17 protein-coding genes are annotated in these 19,610 nt (G+C 62.9%); 8 read left to right on the forward strand and 9 right to left on the reverse strand.

Features of this window, described 5'->3' with window-relative positions:
- Positions 1-50 precede the first annotated feature (50 nt).
- From WIN67_RS20265 to WIN67_RS20275, 3 genes are all read right to left on the reverse strand, one after another.
- Entirely contained in the window at positions 51-755 is a 705-nt protein-coding gene (locus WIN67_RS20265; RefSeq protein ID WP_060840179.1) for a YebC/PmpR family DNA-binding transcriptional regulator, read from the reverse strand.
- 119 nt (positions 756-874) lie between these two features.
- Complete coding sequence (locus tag WIN67_RS20270) at positions 875-2,266, reverse strand: FAD-dependent oxidoreductase (RefSeq protein ID WP_306382999.1); 1,392 nt, start codon at positions 2,264-2,266, stop codon at positions 875-877.
- A 99-nt stretch (positions 2,267-2,365) separates the two neighbouring features.
- Entirely contained in the window at positions 2,366-3,790 is a 1,425-nt protein-coding gene (locus WIN67_RS20275) for an MFS transporter (protein ID WP_265073462.1), read from the reverse strand.
- A 188-nt stretch (positions 3,791-3,978) separates the two neighbouring features.
- Here WIN67_RS20275 and WIN67_RS20280 point away from each other — a divergent pair, with 188 nt between their 5' ends.
- Positions 3,979-4,866: a LysR substrate-binding domain-containing protein gene (locus WIN67_RS20280; protein ID WP_102864667.1), complete on the forward strand. Its 888-nt coding sequence runs from the start codon at positions 3,979-3,981 to the stop codon at positions 4,864-4,866.
- A 67-nt stretch (positions 4,867-4,933) separates the two neighbouring features.
- Here WIN67_RS20280 and WIN67_RS20285 read toward each other — a convergent pair whose 3' ends face one another.
- The gene (locus tag WIN67_RS20285; RefSeq protein ID WP_102881824.1) at positions 4,934-5,791 is read right to left on the reverse strand and encodes a LysR substrate-binding domain-containing protein; all 858 of its coding nucleotides are present in this window, start codon (positions 5,789-5,791) and stop codon (positions 4,934-4,936) included.
- 110 nt (positions 5,792-5,901) lie between these two features.
- Between WIN67_RS20285 and WIN67_RS20290 the strand changes: the two genes are divergently transcribed.
- From WIN67_RS20290 to WIN67_RS20300, 3 genes are all read left to right on the forward strand, one after another.
- Positions 5,902-7,011, forward strand: coding sequence for a 2-aminoethylphosphonate--pyruvate transaminase (locus WIN67_RS20290; protein WP_339069952.1), 1,110 nt, complete (start codon positions 5,902-5,904; stop codon positions 7,009-7,011).
- A gap of 102 nt (positions 7,012-7,113) precedes the next feature.
- Positions 7,114-7,941, forward strand: coding sequence for a phosphonoacetaldehyde hydrolase (gene phnX, locus WIN67_RS20295; protein WP_110652855.1), 828 nt, complete (start codon positions 7,114-7,116; stop codon positions 7,939-7,941).
- 197 nt (positions 7,942-8,138) lie between these two features.
- On the forward strand, positions 8,139-8,693 hold the full coding sequence (locus tag WIN67_RS20300; protein WP_170003382.1) for a cytochrome b: 555 nt from the start codon (positions 8,139-8,141) through the stop codon (positions 8,691-8,693).
- Here WIN67_RS20300 and WIN67_RS20305 read toward each other — a convergent pair.
- Positions 8,684-9,613, reverse strand: coding sequence for a 1-aminocyclopropane-1-carboxylate deaminase/D-cysteine desulfhydrase (locus tag WIN67_RS20305; protein WP_339071730.1), 930 nt, complete (start codon positions 9,611-9,613; stop codon positions 8,684-8,686). The genes WIN67_RS20300 and WIN67_RS20305 overlap by 10 nt on opposite strands.
- A gap of 75 nt (positions 9,614-9,688) precedes the next feature.
- Positions 9,689-11,728, reverse strand: a complete 2,040-nt coding sequence (locus tag WIN67_RS20310) for an NADPH-dependent 2,4-dienoyl-CoA reductase (protein WP_339069953.1) — start codon at positions 11,726-11,728, stop codon at positions 9,689-9,691.
- Positions 11,729-11,937: 209 nt separating this feature from the next.
- Between WIN67_RS20310 and WIN67_RS20315 the strand changes: the two genes are divergently transcribed.
- Entirely contained in the window at positions 11,938-13,068 is a 1,131-nt protein-coding gene (locus WIN67_RS20315; protein WP_170003378.1) for a carbon-nitrogen hydrolase family protein, read from the forward strand.
- A gap of 3 nt (positions 13,069-13,071) precedes the next feature.
- On the forward strand, positions 13,072-14,112 hold the full coding sequence (locus WIN67_RS20320; RefSeq protein WP_339069954.1) for an AraC family transcriptional regulator: 1,041 nt from the start codon (positions 13,072-13,074) through the stop codon (positions 14,110-14,112).
- Positions 14,113-14,461: 349 nt separating this feature from the next.
- On the opposite strand, the gene WIN67_RS20325 is transcribed toward WIN67_RS20320, so the two are convergent.
- Positions 14,462-15,313 (reverse strand): DUF2242 domain-containing protein, encoded by an 852-nt coding sequence (locus WIN67_RS20325; protein ID WP_339069955.1) that lies wholly within the window; start codon positions 15,311-15,313, stop codon positions 14,462-14,464.
- Between the two features lie 92 nt (positions 15,314-15,405).
- The gene (locus tag WIN67_RS20330) at positions 15,406-16,305 is read right to left on the reverse strand and encodes a LysR family transcriptional regulator (protein WP_306396349.1); all 900 of its coding nucleotides are present in this window, start codon (positions 16,303-16,305) and stop codon (positions 15,406-15,408) included.
- A gap of 123 nt (positions 16,306-16,428) precedes the next feature.
- Here WIN67_RS20330 and WIN67_RS20335 point away from each other — a divergent pair, with 123 nt between their 5' ends.
- Positions 16,429-17,634 (forward strand): MFS transporter, encoded by a 1,206-nt coding sequence (locus WIN67_RS20335; protein WP_110652859.1) that lies wholly within the window; start codon positions 16,429-16,431, stop codon positions 17,632-17,634.
- A gap of 58 nt (positions 17,635-17,692) precedes the next feature.
- Here the strand turns inward: WIN67_RS20335 and WIN67_RS20340 are convergent, their stop codons facing one another.
- Complete coding sequence (locus tag WIN67_RS20340) at positions 17,693-18,571, reverse strand: sterol desaturase family protein (protein ID WP_102864655.1); 879 nt, start codon at positions 18,569-18,571, stop codon at positions 17,693-17,695.
- A gap of 66 nt (positions 18,572-18,637) precedes the next feature.
- On the opposite strand from WIN67_RS20340, the gene WIN67_RS20345 reads away from it, so the two are divergent.
- Positions 18,638-19,603 (forward strand): AraC family transcriptional regulator ligand-binding domain-containing protein, encoded by a 966-nt coding sequence (locus tag WIN67_RS20345; protein ID WP_265073471.1) that lies wholly within the window; start codon positions 18,638-18,640, stop codon positions 19,601-19,603.
- The last annotated feature ends 7 nt before the right edge of the window (positions 19,604-19,610 follow it).

Consider the following 19,610-nt stretch of genomic DNA (forward strand, 5'->3'; position numbering starts at 1 on the left):
CCGGCTCCTACAGAGGTATGCAGGAGCCGGCTGGCCGGCGAATCACGGTCTTAACCCGCCAGGCCGACGAACATGTCCTGCACGTCGTCATGGTTGTCCAGGCCTTCGAGGAAGGCCTCGACTTCAGCCATCTGCTCATCGCTCAGGCCGCTCACCGGGTTCTTCGGCTGATAGCCCAGCTTGGCCGACAACACGGTGAAACCTTGCTCGGGCAGGGCTTTCTGTACCGCGTCCAGGTCCGCAGGCTCGGTCAGGAACAGGGTCGCGCCCTCTTCGCCCGGCTCGAAATCCTGGGCTCCGGCTTCGATGGCCGCCAGTTCCGGATCGGCGTCCGGGCTGTCCGGCGAGGCTTCGATCATGCCCACGTGGTTGAAGTCCCAGGACACCGAGCCCGAAGCGCCCAGTTGGCCCTTGCGGAACGCCACACGGATTTCCGCCACGGTGCGATTGATGTTATCGGTCACGCATTCAACGATCAGCGGCACCTGGTGCGGGGCAAAACCTTCGTAGGTCACGCGGTGGTACTGCACGGTCTCGCCCAGTTGGCCCGAACCTTTCTTGATGGCGCGCTCAAGGGTCTCGCGGGGCATCGAAGCCTTTTTCGCCTGCTCCACCACCAGCCGCAGGTGGGCGTTGGTGGCGACGTCAGCGCCGTTACGTGCGGCAATGGTGATCTCTTTCACCAGCTTGCCGAAAATCTTGCCCTTGGCGTTGGCTGCCGCTTCTTTGTGTTTAACCTTCCACTGTGCGCCCATTACTCACTCTCTTGATCTATGGCGTCGAGTTGGATTTGGCCGACGCGATGGGCAAGTTTATACGTCCTCAGGGCCCTGATCGACCAAAAAGTCAGCGACCGGCCCTACCCCGCCAGGCTTCAGCCCTTGTCGGCCTTGCCGGCGGCCGCAGCGAAACGCGCCAGACGCACATCCAGATGCCGCGGCCGACGCCCATGATCCTCGGCCCGCTCCTTGCGGCGAATGGCGTTGCGCACCATGAGCGAGCCCAGGTAGCGGATCGGCTCCGGGGGGAAGTAACCCAAGGGACCGTTGACCAGGGGCGAACGGGTCCAGGGATTGTCCAGGCCCTGGACCAGGGAAGCGAGGATCTGCCCTCCCATATGACAGGGGCCCACGCCGCTGCCGGAATAGCCGAACCCATAGAAGAGATTGCCAGCGCGGCTCATCTGGCCGAAGAACGGCAACCCGGTGACCGAGCGATCCGACGGACCGTTCCAGGTCGCAGCCACCGGCACCTCGGCAAAGGCCGGGAAGAACTGCCCCAGGCTCTTGTGCAACAAACCGGCATAGGGCGATGGCTGGTCGAATACCGGCAGCATGCGTCCACCGTAGGCAAAGGTGTTGCCGCCCTTGCCGAGCATGATCCGGCCGTCCGGGGTGTTGTGGTAGTAGTGCACGAAGATCCGCGAATCCAGCACCGTCACCCCGCTGGTCAAGCCGATCTGCTGCAGCAACTGCGGACGCGGCTCGGTGATCAGCATGTCACTGGAAACAATCGCCACACTGCGTTCGAACTGCGGGAAGGCCCGGGCCATCCAGGCGTTCATCGCCAACACCACGCGCTGGGCACGGATCTGTCCCAAAGGGGTGCGCAACAGCGCCGGGCGCCCTTCTTCCAATCCGGTCATGGCGCTGTGCTCATGGATTCTGACCCCCAATTGCAAGGCCACCCGGCGCAAGCCACGCACCAGCAACCCCGGCTGCACACTGGCGGCGGCCGGCGAGTACCAGCCTTCCAGGTGCTGGCTGGAACCGGCCATGCGCTGCACATCGGCCAAGGGACGCTTCTCGAAGGAATTGATGCCCCGGCGTTCCAGGGCCGCGATCACCCCGTCGGTGGAGCCGACCTGGGCCTGGTTGGTGGCGGTGTACAAGGTACCGTCGAGGCGATAGTGAGCCTCCACTCCATAGCGCTCGCAGAATGCGCCGATGGCATGGATGCTGCGCTCCGACTCCTTGACCAGGCGCACCGCCTCCTCGATACCGAACAGACGCTCCAGGGTGAAGTACTTGGCCGACCAGGACAGCGCACAGCCGCCATTGCGCCCGCTGGCACCGGCGCCGCAGATATCCGCCTCGATCAGCAGCACATCCAGCCCGGGGTTCTGCTCCTTGAGCATGATGGCTGTCCACAAACCGGTGTAGCCGCCGCCGACAATGGCCACCTCGCAGGTGGTATCGCCTTGCAGAGGCGGACAGGGGGCCAGGGTTTCCTGTTGCAGGGCCTGTTCCAGCCAGAAAGGTCGCATGGGTAAGTCTCCAGGAAAAAAACGGCAAGTGGGTGCGCTGGCAAGCCAGCGCCTACAACACTTCGTAGGAGCCGGCTTGCCGGCGAAGGGGCAGAAAAGTCAGGAACGCAACGGCTTGATCAACAACGGTCCATTGGGAACGAGCCCGCGCACCGGCTCGCCCCCATGGGGTCGGCTGTTCCAGAACGGCATGAGCAACAGCGCCGAGACCAGGGCACACCCGGCAAACACGATGAACACCGTCACCGTGTCGAAATAGCCCGGCAACAAGCCCCCCAGTACCGCCCCCACCGAGCCACAGCCATTGACGAAGCCTGCCGCCGTGGCCCCGGCCTTGGCCGAACCGAAATCAATGGCCGCCGCGCCGCTGATCATCGAGTCCGGCCCGTACAGGGTCAGCCCCATGAAAAACAGCAGCAGCATCACCAGCAGCACGCTGCCGGTGTGCAGCGCCCCCATGAACAGCGCCAGGGACACCGTCAGCGCCAAGAGGCTGAGGACACAGGCCGGCATGCGCCGGGCACCGAACAGCTTGTCCGAGGCCAGGCCGATCATGATCGGCCCCAGCAGCCCGGCCAGCTCGAAGGTGGTGGGCACGATCGCCGCCCCCACCTTGCCCACCGACGGCATCTGCTCATAAACGATCACCGGTCCCCACAGCAGAATCGCGTAGCGCGCCGGTTTGAGCAGGAAGTACGACAGGCCGAGAACCAGCACCGTGCGATTGCGCAGGATCTCCCGCAACGGCTCCCAGACACTCAGGCGGCGCTCGGCGGCCTCCTCCTCGGCACTCTGTGGCGCCAATGGCTCCACCGCCGGCAAACCCACATCCTGCGGGGTGTTGCGCTGGAAGATAAAAAACAGCACCGCCGTCAGCCCCACCACCACGGCACTGGAGATGAACGCCGCATGCCAGGTGCCGATCAGGGTATAGGCCCACCAGCCGGCAAAGGGCGACGCCACCAGCCCGCCAAAGGCGTAGCAGGAACTCCATAGCCCCAGGACCCGGCCACGCTCCCGGGCAGGAAAGAAACTGCCCATGTTCTTGCACAGCCCGGACCAGCCGGTGGACTGCGCCAGGCCCTGGATCAGCATGCACGTGGCGAACACCGGCAAGGTGGCGAAGCTGCCCATGACCAGGGCCGCGGCCGCGGAGATCAGCAGGCCGCCCAGCACTACCACCCGCGGGCCGAAACGGTCGGCGAAGATTCCCCAGGTGAACTGGCCCACGGCGTAGGCCGCCAGGTAGATGGCGTCGAGGTTGGCCATGGCCATCTTGTCGAGGGTGAAGTCGGGATCGTCGGCGATCCCCAGTTTGGCGACGGAAAAGGCTTTGCGGGTGAAGTAGAACGCCGCGTAGGCGATCCAGGTGATGGCGAAAATCTGCACGCGCCAACGTTTGATGGTGCCGTTGTGCTTATTCATTGTGGTTCTGACCTCAGGGTGAGTGTGCCGGCAGAATGAGGAGCAAACGCCTGTGTTTTTTATTGTTGAGCACTGCAGCAGAGCCCTTGAGGCAGGCACTGCTGGTCAGATGAGTCCTGTTGCTTTCCCTGTTTCGGGACTTGGGGGTGCACGCACAGGCATCAGGGCCGGGTACGGGTCGACTGACGGGTCACCCGGCCTTGAAAGATGGAAGCAATTACCAACTAATAAGTGAAATCGATTTATCGTATTTCAAATATAAGCCCAGCTTTTAAGAGGATCTGCCCATGTCGGTTTCCCACGCACAGTTGAAGGCCTTTCATGCGGTGGCCGTGCACGGCAACTTCACCAAGGCCGCCGAACGCCTGTTCCTCACCCAGCCGGCGATTTCCGATCAGGTGCGCAAGCTCGAAGAGCGCTTCGGCGTCATCCTGTTCCATCGCAACAAGCGCTCGGTACGCCTCACGGATCTGGGAGAACGCCTGTTGGCCATCACTCAGCGCCTGTTCGTGGTGGAGGCCGAAGCCAAGGAACTGTTGCAGGATTCCCAGGCCTTGCAGACCGGCAGCCTGGTACTGGCGGTGGATGCCCCGGTGCATGTGCTGCCGCAGATCGCCCGGTTCTGCGAGCTGTACCCCGGGATCAATGTGAAGATCGAGACCGGCAACACCGACGAATCCCTGCTGCGCCTGTTCAACTACCAGGCCGACCTGGCTCTGCTGGGACGCGAGGTGGACGACGAGCGCCTGCTGTCCTTGACCCTGCGCAACGACCCGATGGTGGCCTTTGTCTCGCGCAATCATCCCTGGGCCGATCGCCAGTCCATCTGCCTGGCCGACCTGGATGACACGCCCCTGGTGCTGCGGGAAGTCGGCTCGGTAACCCGGCAGACCCTGGAAGAGGAAATGAATCGGGCCGGCCTGCGGATACGCCCGACCATCCAGGTGGAGGGCCGGGAAGCGGCGCGGGAGGCGGTAGTGGTGGGGATTGGCGTGGGGGTGGTCTCGGCCGCGGAGTTCGGCGCCGACTCCCGGGTCTGCGCCCTGCCGATCATCGACTGTCAGCGGCGCATGACCGAAACCCTGGTGTGCCTGCGCGAGCAGAGTTCACGGCGGATCGTCGCGACCTTTCTCGACCTGGTACGCGAAAGCCTGGCCTCCCCCACCGCTCCGTAGGCGCCGGCTTGCCGGCGAAAGCGATCCCTCGGGCCTCTTCGCTGGCAAGCCAGCTCCTACAGGGCGGTCAAGGAGCCAGGGCGAAAAACGCCTGGATCAGGCGCAGGTCACGGCGCCGTTCCATGCAACCGAGCATGTGCCGGTTGATCAGGCCAGCACCACGAATCGGCACCGTGCACACCCGCGGGTCGTGCCCCACTTCCACTGAACTGACGATCCCGACCCCCAACTGCGCCGCCACCGCTTCGGTCACCGCCTCGCGGCTGTCCAGTTCCAGCAGCACGCGGGGCTGGACCCTGGCCAACACGCAAGCCTCATCGAAGGTGCGCCGGGTGATGGAACTGGGTTCGCGCAGCACCATGATCACCTGATCCAGTTGTTCGATGGCAATGCCTTCAGACAGCTCCAGCCAGGGATGCCCCTGGGGCACCAGGGCACACATCCGCGACTCACCCAGGCTTTGCAGGTGCAGGCCCTTGCGCGGCTCGACTTCGGTCAGCACCGCCACGTCGGCGTGTTCCGACAGCAGCGCCGCCAGGGTTTCCTGGGCATTGCCCAGGCGCAGGTTGACCGTCACCCCCGGATACTTCGCCCGCAGGCTGGCCAGCATCGGCATCACCATGTGCGGGCCGTCCGCCGCCACTTCCAGGCGCCCGGTCAGCAATTGCCGGTTGGCCTCGAGCATGGCCTGGGCCTCTTCGGCCAGGCCGAACATGGCCCGGGTGATGGCCGCCAGCTTGATGCCTTCCTCGGTCAGCTCCACCCGGCGCGCAGTGCGCCGCAGCAGGGTGATCTGGTAATGCTCTTCCAGGGCCTTGATATGCCCGGTCACCGCCGGCTGGCTGATAAACAGCCGCCCGGCGGCCCGGGTGAAGCTGCCTTCACGGGCCACGGCGTCGAATGCGCGGAGTTGAAACAGGTTCATAGCTATCGGCCTCACTGATGGCTGGCATAACAACAAACAATTTGATTGATGACAAGGCAAACTGCAATTTAGTCCCCGTAGCTTCATCCCATCACTTTCGAGGACACAGCATGAGCATCGCCGAGCCAATCCTGCTTACCCCCGGGCCCCTGACCACATCCGCCCGCACCCGCCAGGCGATGCTGGTGGACTGGGGTTCATGGGATGACCGCTTCAACCAACTGACAGCCAGCCTGTGCCAGCAACTGCTGGCCATCGTCCACGGCGCCGACAGCCACCACTGCGTCCCTCTGCAAGGCAGCGGAACCTTCGCCGTGGAAGCCGCCATCGGCACCCTGGTGCCCCGCAACGGCAAGGTCCTGGTGCTGATCAACGGTGCCTACGGCAAGCGCCTGGCGAAAATCTGCGAAGTGCTCGGCCGCGACTTCAGCACCTTTGAAACCGCCGAGGACGAACCCACCACCGCCGCCGACGTCGAGCGCCTGCTCCAGGCCGACCACCGCATCAGCCACGTGGCCCTGATCCACTGCGAAACCAGCACCGGTATCCTCAACCCGCTGCCGGAGATCGCCCAGGTGGTGGCCCGCCACGGCAAACGCCTGATCATCGACGCCATGAGCTCCTTTGGCGCCCTGCCCATCGATGCCCGGGAAATCCCCTTCGACGCATTGATCGCCGCCTCCGGCAAATGCCTGGAAGGCGTGCCCGGCATGGGTTTTGTCTTCGCCCGCAAGGAGTCCCTGGCCCAGGCTGCGGGCAACGCCCATTCCCTGGCCATGGACTTGCACGACCAGCACAGCTACATGGCCAAGACCGGCCAGTGGCGCTTCACCCCGCCGACCCACGTGGTTGCTGCGTTACATGAAGCCCTGCTGCAGTACAACGAGGAAGGCGGCCTGCCGGCACGCCATGCGCGCTACGCCGACAACTGTCGGACACTGCTGGAAGGCATGGGGAACTTGGGCTTGCGCAGCTTTCTGCCGGAAGCGATCCAGGCGCCGATCATCGTCACCTTCCATGCCCCGCAAGACCCGCGTTACCAGTTCAAGGATTTCTATGAACGGGTCAAGGCCAAGGGCTACATCCTCTACCCGGGCAAGCTGACCCAAGTCGAAACCTTCCGCGTGGGCTGCATCGGTCACGTCGACCGCCGTGGCATGCAGGCCGCCGTCGCCGCCATCGCCGAGGTACTGCAGGAAATGGAAGTCCAGAACATCTGACTCCCCGCCGTGCCTGCAGGAGCGAGCTTGCTCGCGAAACAGGCGATGCGATCCCGAACCTTTTTTCGCGAGCAAGCTCGCTCCTACACAGGCATTGAAACCATGAACTACAGCAACCCTTCTCAGCTGCAAGCGGCGATCCTCGACTGGGCCGGCACCGTGGTGGACTTCGGCTCCTTCGCTCCGACGCAGATCTTTGTCGAAGCCTTTGCCGAATTCGATGTGCAGGTATCTATCGAAGAAGCCCGCGGCCCCATGGGCATGGGTAAGTGGGACCATATCCGCACCCTGTGCGACCTGCCGGAGGTGGCCGAGCGCTACCGCAAAGTCTTCGGCCGTACGCCCACCGATGCCGACGTCACAGCCATCTACGAGCGCTTCATGCCATTGCAGATCGAGAAAATCGCCGAGCATTCGGCACTGATTCCCGGCGCCCTGGAAGTGATTGCCAAGCTGCGCGAGCAAGGCATCAAGATCGGTTCCTGCTCCGGTTACCCCAAGCAGGTAATGGACAAGGTGGTGGCCCTGGCCGCCAGCAACGGCTACGTCGCCGACCATGTAGTGGCCACCGACGAAGTGCCCAACGGTCGCCCCTGGCCGGCCCAGGCCCTGGCCAATGTGATCGCCCTGGGCATCGATGATGTTGCCGCCTGCGTGAAGATCGACGACACCGTGCCAGGGATTCTCGAAGGCCGTCGCGCCGGCATGTGGACCGTGGCCCTGATCTGCTCGGGCAACGCCCTGGGCCTGAGCTATGACGGCTTCCGAGCCCTGGCCAGCGACACCCTGGCCAGCGAGCGCAAGCGCATCCATAAACTGTTCGAGGCTTCGCGCCCGCACTACATGATCGACACCATTGCCGATCTGCCTCAGGTCATCGCCGACATCAACCAGCGCCTGGCCCGAGGAGAGATGCCCCAGAGCCACTGATCAGGCCCCAGCTCCACAACTAAACGGCGGCGCTCCTGGCACCGCCGTTTTTTATCGGGCATTGCCCCGCCAGGGCCCTGGCAAGGGCGATAAAAGCCCCTGTCGACTCAGGCAAACCCTCGGATAGCGGATTTCAGTTACAGCACTCCGTCATGCAAGAACGGAGGCTTCAGACCTGATGACCGAGGATGTCCCGTATGCCCTGGAAAAACACTGAGTCTCGCTACAGCAGCATGACGATCACCCTGCACTGGTTGATGCTGGTGCTATTGGCGGTGGTTTACGCCTGTATCGAATTTCGCGGCATCTTTCCCAAGGGCAGCGGCGCTCGCACGCTGATTGTCGAAGCCCACTTCATGCTCGGTCTGACGGTGTTGGTGCTGGTCTGGCTGCGGCTGTTCGCGCGCACCCAGGGCGTAGCACCGAAGATCGTGCCCAACCCGCCCCAGTGGCAACGGCTGCTGGCGACGCTCATGCACTGGGCGCTCTACCTGTTCATGATCGCCATGCCGCTGCTCGGTTGGCTGACCACCAGCGCCAAGGGGCATCAAGTGATGTTCTACGGTTTCGATCTGCCGCTGCTGGTGGCAGAGGACAAAAACCTGGCCAAACAACTTCAGGGCTGGCACGAACTGCTGGGTAGCCTGGGTTACTGGCTGATCGGACTGCATGCCCTGGCCGGGCTCTATCACCACTACGTGATGCGCGATAACACCCTGCAACGCATGTGGCGCAAAGCGGATCAGGCCTGATCGGCGAATCCACGGCGGCCTTGCAAGCCGCCGGTATGCACGAAGATCAACCGGCTACCCGCGGCAAAGCGCCCGGCCAGGACCTGCGCCTGCAAGGCCAGCAGGGCCTTGCCGGTGTACAGCGGTTCCAATGGCAAGCCGCTGTATCGCTCACTCAGTTGGATGAACTCCCGCAGCTCTGCGTCGACCTTGGCAAAACCGCCACGACTGCTGTCCAGCAGCTCATAACGGCCATTGTTCAGCCCGGCCTCCTGCAAAATATCCGCAACCTGCTGCGCCACCCCGTGATCCGCAGGCACCGCCAGTGCGCCATACACCGGATGCGCGCCAGCCTCCGCCAGCACCAGCCCAGCCAGGGTGGTGCCAGTACCGACGGCCAGCCACCAACCGTGATAGTCGCTCCAGCCCAAGGCCGGTAACTGTTGCTGCACCTGTTGTAGCAACGGCCGGCAGCCTGAAGCCCCCGCCAGGCCACCACCCCCTTCGGGCACCGGATACAGCTCGGGGTACTGCGCCTGCCAAGGCGCCCAGAAACCGGGGGCATGGCGCTCCCGGTAACCGGCGTAACCCAGCCAGTGCACCTGCATGCCGAAACGCTGCAGGTCGCGCACGGTCGGGGTGTCTTGTGGATGGCCGCGCAACAGCCCGACCGTGGGGAAGGCAAAACGCCGACCGGCAGCGGCCAGGGCGTGCAGATGATTGGAATGGGCACCGCCCAGGCTGATGATGCCGGCGGCACCACACTGACGTGCGGTTGCCAGGTGTTCGGTCAGCTTGAACCACTTGTTGCCGCTGATCAGCGGATCGATCAGGTCCAGGCGCAGCACCGCCACCTCGACCCCGGCTTGAGACAGCCAGTCCAGGTCCAGCCGTTGCAGCGGTGCCTGGGGCAGCCAATCGAAGGAATCGGGAAAGGACATCGGCGTCAGGTTCAACATGCAAAGAGGCGCAGTCTACCAGTGCGCCTCTTTGCCCGCTGCGTGTCGCTGACGCCGTTACAGCTGTGCCGCCAGGCGCGAGCCCTGATTGATGGCACGCTTGGCGTCGAGCTCCGCGGCCACATCGGCGCCGCCGATCAAGTGCACATTCTGCCCTGCGGCCAGCAGGCCGTCCTGCAGCTCACGCAGCGGGTCCTGACCGGCGCAGATGACAATGTTGTCGACCGGCAGCACCTGGGGTTCTCCTGCCTCGCCAATACGGATATGCAGGCCGGCGTCGTCGATCTTCAGGTATTCGACACTGTTGAGCATCTGTACCTGCTTGTTCTTCAACCCGGTGCGGTGAATCCAGCCGGTGGTCTTGCCCAGGCCGTCGCCGACCTTGGTTTTCTTGCGCTGCAGCAGGAACACTTGGCGGGCCGGTGCATGGGGCTCAGCCTTGATTCCCGCTACGCCGCCACGGGCTTCGAGCTGGGTGTCGATGCCCCATTCCTTCCAGAACGCTTCACGGTCCTGGCTGGTGGCCACGCCCTGGTGCACCAGGAACTCGGAGACGTCGAAGCCAATGCCACCGGCACCGATCACTGCCACGCTCTTGCCGACCGGCTTGCGCTCGAGCAGCACGTCCAGGTAGCTCAGGACCTTGGAATGCTCCACCCCGGGAATCGCCGGCACACGCGGGGCGATACCGGTGGCCAGGATGATTTCGTCAAAACCGCCGGCCACCAGTTGCTCCACATCCACCCGGGTGTTCAGGCACAGCTCGACATGGCTGGTCTGCAGCTTGCGCTTGAAATAACGCAGGGTTTCATAGAACTCCTCCTTGCCCGGCACCCGCTTGGCGATGTTGAACTGGCCACCGATCTCGCTGGCGGAGTCGAACAGGGTCACCTGATGGCCACGTTCAGCGGCCACGGTCGCGGCGGACAGGCCCGCGGGGCCGGCCCCCACTACGGCAATCTTCTTGACCTGCGTGACCGGCAGGTAGTTCAGCTCGGTCTCGTGGCAGGCACGGGGGTTGACCAGGCAACTGGTGAGCTTGCCGCCGAAGGTATGGTCCAGGCACGCCTGGTTACAGCCGATGCAGGTGTTGATCTCGTCGGCGCGACCGGCGGCGGCTTTATTGACGAAGTCTGGATCGGCGAGGAACGGCCGAGCCATGGAAACCATGTCCGCATCGCCCTCGGCGAGGATCTGCTCAGCGATTTCCGGGGTGTTGATGCGGTTGGTGGTGATCAGCGGAATGCTCACCGAACCGCGCAGCTTGGCCGTGACTTTGCTGAATGCGGCGCGAGGCACCTTGGTGGCGATGGTGGGAATTCGTGCTTCGTGCCAGCCGATCCCGGTATTGATGAGGGTGGCGCCGGCCTGTTCGATGGCCTGGGCCAGCTGCACGATTTCTTCCCAGGTGCTGCCGCCTTCCACCAGGTCGAGCATCGACAGGCGGAAGATGATGATGAAGTTCGGACCGACCGCCTCACGCACCCGGCGAACGATTTCCACCGGCAGGCGCATGCGGTTTTCATAGCTGCCACCCCAGCGGTCGGTACGGTGGTTGGTGTGGGCTGCCAGGAACTGGTTAATGAAATAACCTTCCGAGCCCATGATTTCGACGCCGTCGTACTCGGCTTTCTGGGCCAGGGTCGAGCAGGTGACGAAGTCGCGGATCTGCTTCTCGATGCCTTCCTCGTCCAGCTCCTTGGGCTTGAACGGGTTGATCGGCGCCTGGATCGCGCTGGGGGCGACCTGCTTGGGGCTGTAGGCATAACGCCCGGCGTGGAGAATCTGCATGCAGATCTTGCCACCCGCCTCGTGCACCGCACGAGTGACGATCTGGTGCTTGAGGGCCTCTTCCTCGGTGGTCAGCTTGGCGGCGCCGGAATACACCCCGCCCTCGTCGTTGGGACCGATACCGCCGGTGACCATCAGGCCTACGCCGCCGCGGGCACGCTCGGCAAAATACGCCGCCATGCGCTCGAAACCGCCGGGCTTCTCTTCCAGACCGGTGTGCATGGACCCCATCAGGGTACGGTTGCGCAGGGTGGTGAACCCCAGGTCGAGGGGGGCCAGCAAGTGCGGGTAAGGTGCGGCAGCCATGGTGTCACTCCAGATCGGGCAATCACGGAAAATGTGGAAGCTCTGCGTCTTCCATCGGTAGTGCTCCACAGACTAAGAGCACAGTACCCGGTGCTCAATGACCGTAACTGACAACTTATTGATCCAAACGCACAGCGCCCCTTGGCAAGCGTCGGCCCGGGCCCTACCCTAGTCGACGACTCCTGCACACGGCCGCTGACTGTTTCCCCATGCGCAAACTTCTCTACATCATCCTCACTCTGGCCCTGCTTGCAGCCGCCACCCGCTACGCAATCTGGACTCGCGACCGTCCAGAGGCGCACTACCTGTCGGACCTGCGCATCCAGCTCGCGGTGGATCAAGGCGTGCCAGCCGATCATGGCAACCTGCTGGCGATTCAGCCTGAACTGTTCCCCACCGACTACCAGAACATCGAACGCCTGCATCGCAAGCTGGCGGCCTACTTGCAGCAAGCCACTGACAAAGGCCTGGTCAACGCCAAGACCATCGTCGTGCTACCGGAGCATATCGGCACCTGGCTGATGGTCAGTGGTGAAAAGAACGAGCTGTACCAGGCCGCCTCCTTGAAAGAAGCGATGAACTGGCTGGCCGTGAGCAACCCCTTGCCGTTTCTCAAGGCGCTGATCAGCGCCAGGGGCGACAGTCGCCTGGACGATGCGTATCTGCGCATGAAGGCGAAGAAAATGGCCAAGGACTATCAGTGGCTGTTCGGCGGCCTGGCCAAGGAGTTCCAGGTGACCCTGGTGGCCGGCACCATCATTCTGCCGGAGCCCAGTGTCAGTCAGGGCACCCTGCAGATTGGCAGCGGCGCCCTGTACAACAGCAGCCTGGTGTTCGGCAGCGATGGCCTGCCCATGGGCCAGCCCCAGCGGCAGATCTATCCGACCTATGCCGAAAGCGGCTACCTAAAGGGCGATACCGATACAGCGCTACGGGTGATCGATACCCCCGCCGGACGGCTCGGCGTACTGATCGGCAGCGACAGCTGGTACCCGGAAAACTATCGCAAGCTCAATGAGCAGAGCACTCAATTGGTGGCAGTTCCGGCCTTTGTCATGGGCCGCGACGGCTGGGACAAACCCTGGCGCGGTTACAAGAGCATCGCCACCCCCAGTGAAGTCAGCCTCAAGCCCGAGGAAGCCAGCGAAGGCGAGGCCTGGCATCGCCTGACCCTCACTGCCCGCCCGCCCAGCAGCCTGGCCAGTGCCGGGGTCAGCGTGTTCCTGCGTGGCCAGTTCTGGGACCAGCGCAGCAGCGGCCAGAGCTTTATCAACAGCAATGGCCAGACCTTTGCCGACGAGGGCACCCGGGGTGCTCGCTTGCTGAACATCTGGTTGTAGTCGATGAAGACGCCGCCGATGCGCCTGGGAGACCTCTCGGTGGGGTTCGTCCACAGCCTGGTGGACGCGGTACGCAGTCATGGGCTGGACCCGACACCGTTGCTGGAACAATACGCACTGGACGCCGCCAGGCTGGGGGAAGCCGGGGCACGCTTGTCGATCCCCCGCTACATGCGCCTGGGCCACGGGGCGATCCAGCTGACCGGTGACCCGGCACTGGGTCTGCGCATGGGGCGCCTGAGTCGCCTGAGCCAGATGGGCCTTGCTGGGGTGACTGCCGCGCAAGCCCCTACCGTGCGCGAAGCAGCTCGCTGCCTGACCCGTTTCGAGGCCTTGTACGGCTCCAACTATCGCGGCCAGTCGAGCTTTCACGAAGACGCCAAGGGTGCCTGGCTGCGCTTTTACTCCATCAGCCCCTACAACGCCTACAACCGTTTCGTCGTGGACTCGATCATGTCCGGCTGGCTTCAGCAGCTGTCGAGCCTTTGCGGCCAGGCCATTCATGCCGAGCAGATCGACATCGAGTTCGAGCGCCCGGACTATCACGACGCCTATGCCCTGCTCGGCCCAACGCCCATCCAGTTCGGTGCTGAACAGAACCAGCTGCGCTTGAGCCAGGCCAACCTGGCCCTGCGCAATCCGGAGCATTGCCCCAGCACCTGGCGGCATCTGGTGCAGCTATGTGAAAGAGAACTGGAACAGTTGACCCGGACCCGCAGCCTGCGCGAACGCATCATTCAGCTGTTGGGCCCTCTGCTCAACGGTGGCCGTGAGCCGGACCTGGAAGAAGTGGCGATGCGCCTGAAGCTGCCGACCTGGACCCTGCGGCGCAAGCTGGCGGAAGAAGGGACGCAGTTTCGAGCGATTCTCAACGACACTCGCCGCGACCTGGCCATGACCTATATCCGCGATACCGAACTGGCATTCGGCGAGATCGCCTATCTGTTGGGCTTTGCCTCAGCCGAGGCATTTCAACGGGCTTTCAAGCGTTGGAACGGGCAGACCCCGGGGGAATTCCGGCGCAGCCACCGACAATTCGGCTAAAAAAAAACGCCACCGGCGTTACAGCTCGGTGGCGTCTTCTGCTGGTTCCAGGGGATCGAGCTCGAAAGCTTGATACTCCAGCAGTTCCTCTTGGTATTCGTCCATGGCGGACTCCTTTTCCGTTGATTGAATAACCCTGTGCCTAATGACTGTCGGGACCAGCATAAAGTGCCGGGATGACAGAAAAAATACTACCCCCCCGGTCAAGATTTATGTCGTTAAAACGTAACAGCCCGTGAGAAATTTAAGCGGTGGATACCTATGCAACGGCAATGATTGCAGTCGAAGGCGAGCGCGATGTAAACATCGGGCCGACTTTAAAGAGTCGGCCCGAGCACCCTAGAACCGATCAGTGCCCGCTGCCCGGCAGAGCGGGAATCGGCTCGGTCGGCGGCGGCAGACTGCTGGCGGGGGGCGCAGTGACGGCTTGATTGGCAGGCGCCAGCTCGCTGCTGGCAGCCGGCACAATCGGCGCGACTTCCGCTGGTGGAGCCACGGGCTGGGAGAGCGTTGGCTCAGGCTCATTGGCGGGCACCAGCGGCGCGACCACAGCACTCGGCTCGATCACTGGGTTCTGTGGCTTGGACTCAGGCTTGGGTTCCGCCTCGGGCTTGTTTTCAGGAACCCCCAGATCAGCCTTGGGCTTCTCTTCGATATGTGCAGCCTTCTTCACTTCCTGGGGCAAAAACAGCTCGACCAGAGCGAAGTAGCGCTCATAGAACTTGGCGGACGAGACCGTCTCACTGGCCACCTTGACCATGGAATCGTCGGTGGAACCGATCGGCATCGACACCGAACCCAGCACTCCGACGCCCAGGCTCGCCGAGTTGTTCACCTTCTTGAGTGCATAACGGTCCTGCAAGGCGTTGGCAAACACCGTCGAACGTTGGTCGCCGCTGCCATCCTGGGCACAGACCACATTGAAGCTGATCTCCAGATGGGTCTCACCGGTCTGCTGGAAGCTCTTGTGGCCACTGACCAGCTTCGGGTCGTTGCTGGTGATGATGTAGCCCTGGCTCAGCAGAGCCCGGCGTGCGGCTTCACAGGAAGCGGTATCGCTGACCGGGTAATTGCGCGAAAAAGTGCCGGAATCATCGAAGCTTTCATGCTCGTAGATGGCGGTCTTGTGCGTCGAACAACCGGCGACAGCGGACAGCAGCAATGCCGCGGCTGCGGCGCGCAGATGAAATGATCTAAACATCGAAAATCCTGAGGAAAACGCTCCGGCGCGTATTGTGCAACAGATCAATGCCACACCGCGCAGGTAATTGGTGTCTTAAATTTCACACAAGTTTACTGACCGTTGTTTGCCGGAAAAAGTCGCTCGCTCAAGTGCTCGATCAACACCCTCAGCTTGGCCGCTGCATGCCGGCTCGATGGCCACAGCACCCAGAACGTGCCGCTGTGTTCCAGGTACTCGTCGAGCACTGTCTGCAACGCTCCCCGGCGAACCGCCGCCTGCACCATGAAATCCGGCAAACAGGCGATACCCAAACCGCTGCGGGCAGCGTGTTCCACAGCCTCGATGGAGCTGCTGGTCAAGCGGGTCGGCAGCAGCGGTTCCGGTAAGTGGGCCTGGGGCTTGAACGGCCACGGCTCAAGTTTGCCGGTGTGGTGAAAGGTGTGCCGCAGGCAGGCGTGCTCGCGCAGTTGCTGGGGGCATTGCGGCAGGCCGCGCTGCTTGAAATAGCCGGGACTGCCCACCAGCACCATATGAAAGCGCCCCAATTGTCGGGCCAGGAGCCGGGAGTCCTTGGGATTGCCCGTGCGCACTACCAGGTCAAACCCCTCCTCCACCACGTCCACCATGCGATCGGAAAGGTCCACGTCCAGTTCGATCTGTGGATAGAGCTGCATGAACTCCGCCAGTACCGGCATCAACAGCCCATGAACTTGGGGCGCACTGATCCGCAACTTACCTACAGGCGCACTGGCGGAATCGCACAGCTGGAACTCCGCAGCCTCCGCTTCGGTAGCTATCCGGCGGCAGCGCTCGAGGAACCCGGCCCCCTCGGCGGTCAGGCTGATACTGCGGGTGGTGCGATGGAACAGGCGCGTCTCCAGACGCTCCTCAAGCCGCGCGATGCTCTTGCCCACGGCTGAAGAGGACACTCCCAATAGCCGCCCCGCTTCGGTAAAGCTACGTGTCTCGGCCACCTGCATGAACACCGGAATACTGCCCAGCCAGTCCATTCTGCCTCCTCCGATTAAGGACTTCTGTGTCCGATAAGTTCGGAACCTTAGCCTATTTTTCCGCCATGCACAGAACCCTACCCTGTGAGCTTCATTTCTGCCCCTGCACAACGGTGCCCGACCATGAGCAACTCCGCCAATGCCTGTGAACTGCTACAAGCACCCGCCGAGACCCGCGAACGCCTGCCTGTCGGCGGCCTGCTGGCTCTCGCCAGCGCCGGTTTCATTACCCTGATGACCGAGACCCTGCCGGCCGGGCTGCTGCCACAAATGAGTGCCAACCTTGGCGTCTCACCTGCACTGATTGGCCAACTGGTGACCTTCTATGCCCTGGGTTCGCTACTGGCCGCCATCCCGCTGATCATCCTCACCCAGGGCTGGCGGCGGCGCCCCTTACTGTTGCTGGCCATCGCCGGCTTTGCCCTGGTCAACAGTGTTACCGCCCTCTCCAGTGACTACAGCCTGATTCTGGTGGCACGCTTTTTCGCCGGAGTCTTCGCCGGCCTGCTCTGGGCCTTGCTGGCCGGGTATGCCAGCCGTATGGTGGCGCCCCACTTGCAAGGACGGGCAATCACGCTGGCCATGCTCGGCGCGCCGGTGGCTCTGTCGGTGGGAATGCCCGCTGGAACCTGGCTGGGCAACCTGGTGGGCTGGCGCATGAGCTTTGCTGTCATGACCTTGCTGACCCTGGGGCTAATTGGCTGGGTACTGGTTCAGGTGCCGGACTTCCCGGGGCTGCGCGCACAGAAGCGCTTGTCGCTGGCTCGAGTCCTGGCCTTGCCGGGGATCCGACCAGTGCTGTTGGTGACTTTTGCCTATGTGCTGGGACACAACATTCTCTACACCTACATCGCGCCCTTTCTTCAGCCGGTCGGGCTTGGTGAGCAGATCGAGCGGGTGTTGCTGGTGTTTGGCCTGGCTGCATTGTTGAGCATCTGGCTGGTGGGCCTGCTGATCGATCGCTGGCTGCGTCAACTGGTGCTGGTCAGTTGCCTGCTGTTCATCGGCTCGACCCTGATGCTGGGGCTGCTGGGTGACTGGCCAGTGGCGATCTATGGGGCGACCGCTATCTGGGGGCTGTCCTTCGGCGGCATGGCCACCCTGCTGCAAACCGCACTGGCCAAGGCCGCAGGCGAGCACGCTGATACCGCGCAGTCGATGCTGGTCACCCTATGGAACCTGGCGATCGCCGGTGGCGGCCTGGGTGGCGCCTTGCTGCTGCAAGGGCCGGGAGTGGCGATCTTCCCCTGGGTGATCGCCGCGCTGTTGCTGATCAGCCTGGTGGTGGCGGTGAACGCCCGGCACCAGGGCTTTCCAGTCAGACGCTGATCCTCGACCCAAGCCTTGGCAACCGGGCGTTCCCGCGGCAACGGAGCCTGCCAGGTCGCTAGCCTTCAGCCGAAGCGCCAGTCTGCAAAGCAGTATCCACTTTTGCGTGCGCAGCGGATCGGGCTTTGCGACTGCGTACCAACGGCCAGAACAGCTCCTCCTTCCAGCTCACCGGCGCCAAGTGCTCGATACCGAAGGTAACGGGCCGGCGGCGGGTGATCTTCGCGGTGCCAAACAGCACATCCCAGAGGAACAGCAAGTTACCGAAGTTGCCCTTGTAGTGGGTCACTCCATCCTCGGCGCTCAGGCCATGGTGAGCCGAATGGGTCGAAGGCGTTGAAAAGACTCGCTCCACCAGCCACATCAGTGGCCGGAGAAAACCGATGCGGTACAGCTTGTCGTCCCAGGCCACGCTGCTGTGTGCGGCGAAGATCACCGTCATCTTGAGAATCAGGTAACCGTAATAGACCGGCGCCAGCCCCAGGTAGATCAGCACCCCGGAGAACCAGATTCCGGGCATCAGCAGGTAATAGAAGCTGTTGTTGCGATAAACGATGCGAATGCTCATGTAGGGCGCTGAATGGTGAGCCCGGTGCAGGGCATACAGCGCGGGGAGACGATGGGTCAGGCGGTGCCACCAGTATTGGGTCATGTCATCGAAGATCAGGAACAACAGCAGACCAAGCACCCAGGGCGTATCCGCCAGCATGCCCTTGGCTTGTGGCAGTGCCAGGCCCATGAGCGCACCGCTGGCCCACATCACCAGGGGAAAGGTCACGCCGAGCAACAGGCTTGAGCCCACCGCCTCGATCAGCACGTCGCGGCGCTGGCCACGGGGTTGGCGAAAGGCTGAACAAGCTATTTCCAGGAGGATGAAAAACACAAAGATCGCCGAAACGATCAACAGGGGGTTGTTGGTCATCAGATCGTGGTTCATGGCATTCTCGCTCTTATCCTTATGGGCAACGCCCGACCATTAGAGATCAGCAAGGCAGCCCTCTCTATGCGCGAAATGGACAGAATCCAGCGAGATCCGGCCAACCGAGCGGCCCCGCGCTTTCATCGAGGACGCCTCGGTGAAGTCTTGCAACGCTTCCTCAATGACCAGAGCGCCGCCACGCACCAGGACTACAACCTGCTGCACCTGGAACAGCTATGGCGCGCGGCGGCGGCGTTGGAGCCGGCCATAGGCCTCAAACTGTTCGAACGCTTCACGCCCCAGGACTGGCACGTTATTGCCCACGCCAGCCTCTACTGCCCGGATGTTGCCGCGTCCATGGCATTCTGGGTTCGCTATGCGCCGTTGGGCTCGGACACCGATCGCGTGCAACGGGTGACGGATGCCCGAGGTTCTGGTGTTGAAATCCATATCGACACCTCGGCGGAGTTGAGCCGCTACCTGATCGAACACTATGGAGTCATGTCCATCACTCAACTGCGGCGTGGTACTGGTCTTGCGGTTCGGCCCGTGCTGGCCTGCTTCAGCCATTCGCGTCCCGACTATCACGCGCAATACCAGCATTGGTTTGGCGACCGTATCGAATTCGATTGCCGGGCCAACCGTTTCTACTTCGACCCGCACAGCCTGCAACTGCCACTGCAGACCCGCCACGCCGGCATGCTCGACCTGTTGAGCGAAGAGCTGGATCGACGGGTGGCCCTGCACCAACGGCTGAGCGGTTGGGCAGCCAAGGTGGCCAGGGCCTGTCGTCAGGCCCTGGCGGCGGGCCATCCCGTAACCCTGGAAAGCCTTTGTGCCCATCTGCATCAAACCCCACGCACGCTGCGGCGACGTCTCGCGGAACAGGGGCTGAGTTTTCGCCAGTTGCTGGACCAGACCCGCGCCGAGCTGGAAATGCATCTGGAATTGCAAGGCGAATCCCGGACGCAGATTGCGCTACAGCTGGGCTACAACGATCAGGCGGCCTATCTGCATGCGCGCAAGCGCTGGCACACCACCGGCACCTGAGGTTTAT

This window comes from Pseudomonas idahonensis (assembly GCF_037903935.1).
Taxonomy (GTDB): Bacteria; Pseudomonadota; Gammaproteobacteria; order Pseudomonadales; family Pseudomonadaceae; genus Aquipseudomonas; species Aquipseudomonas danubii.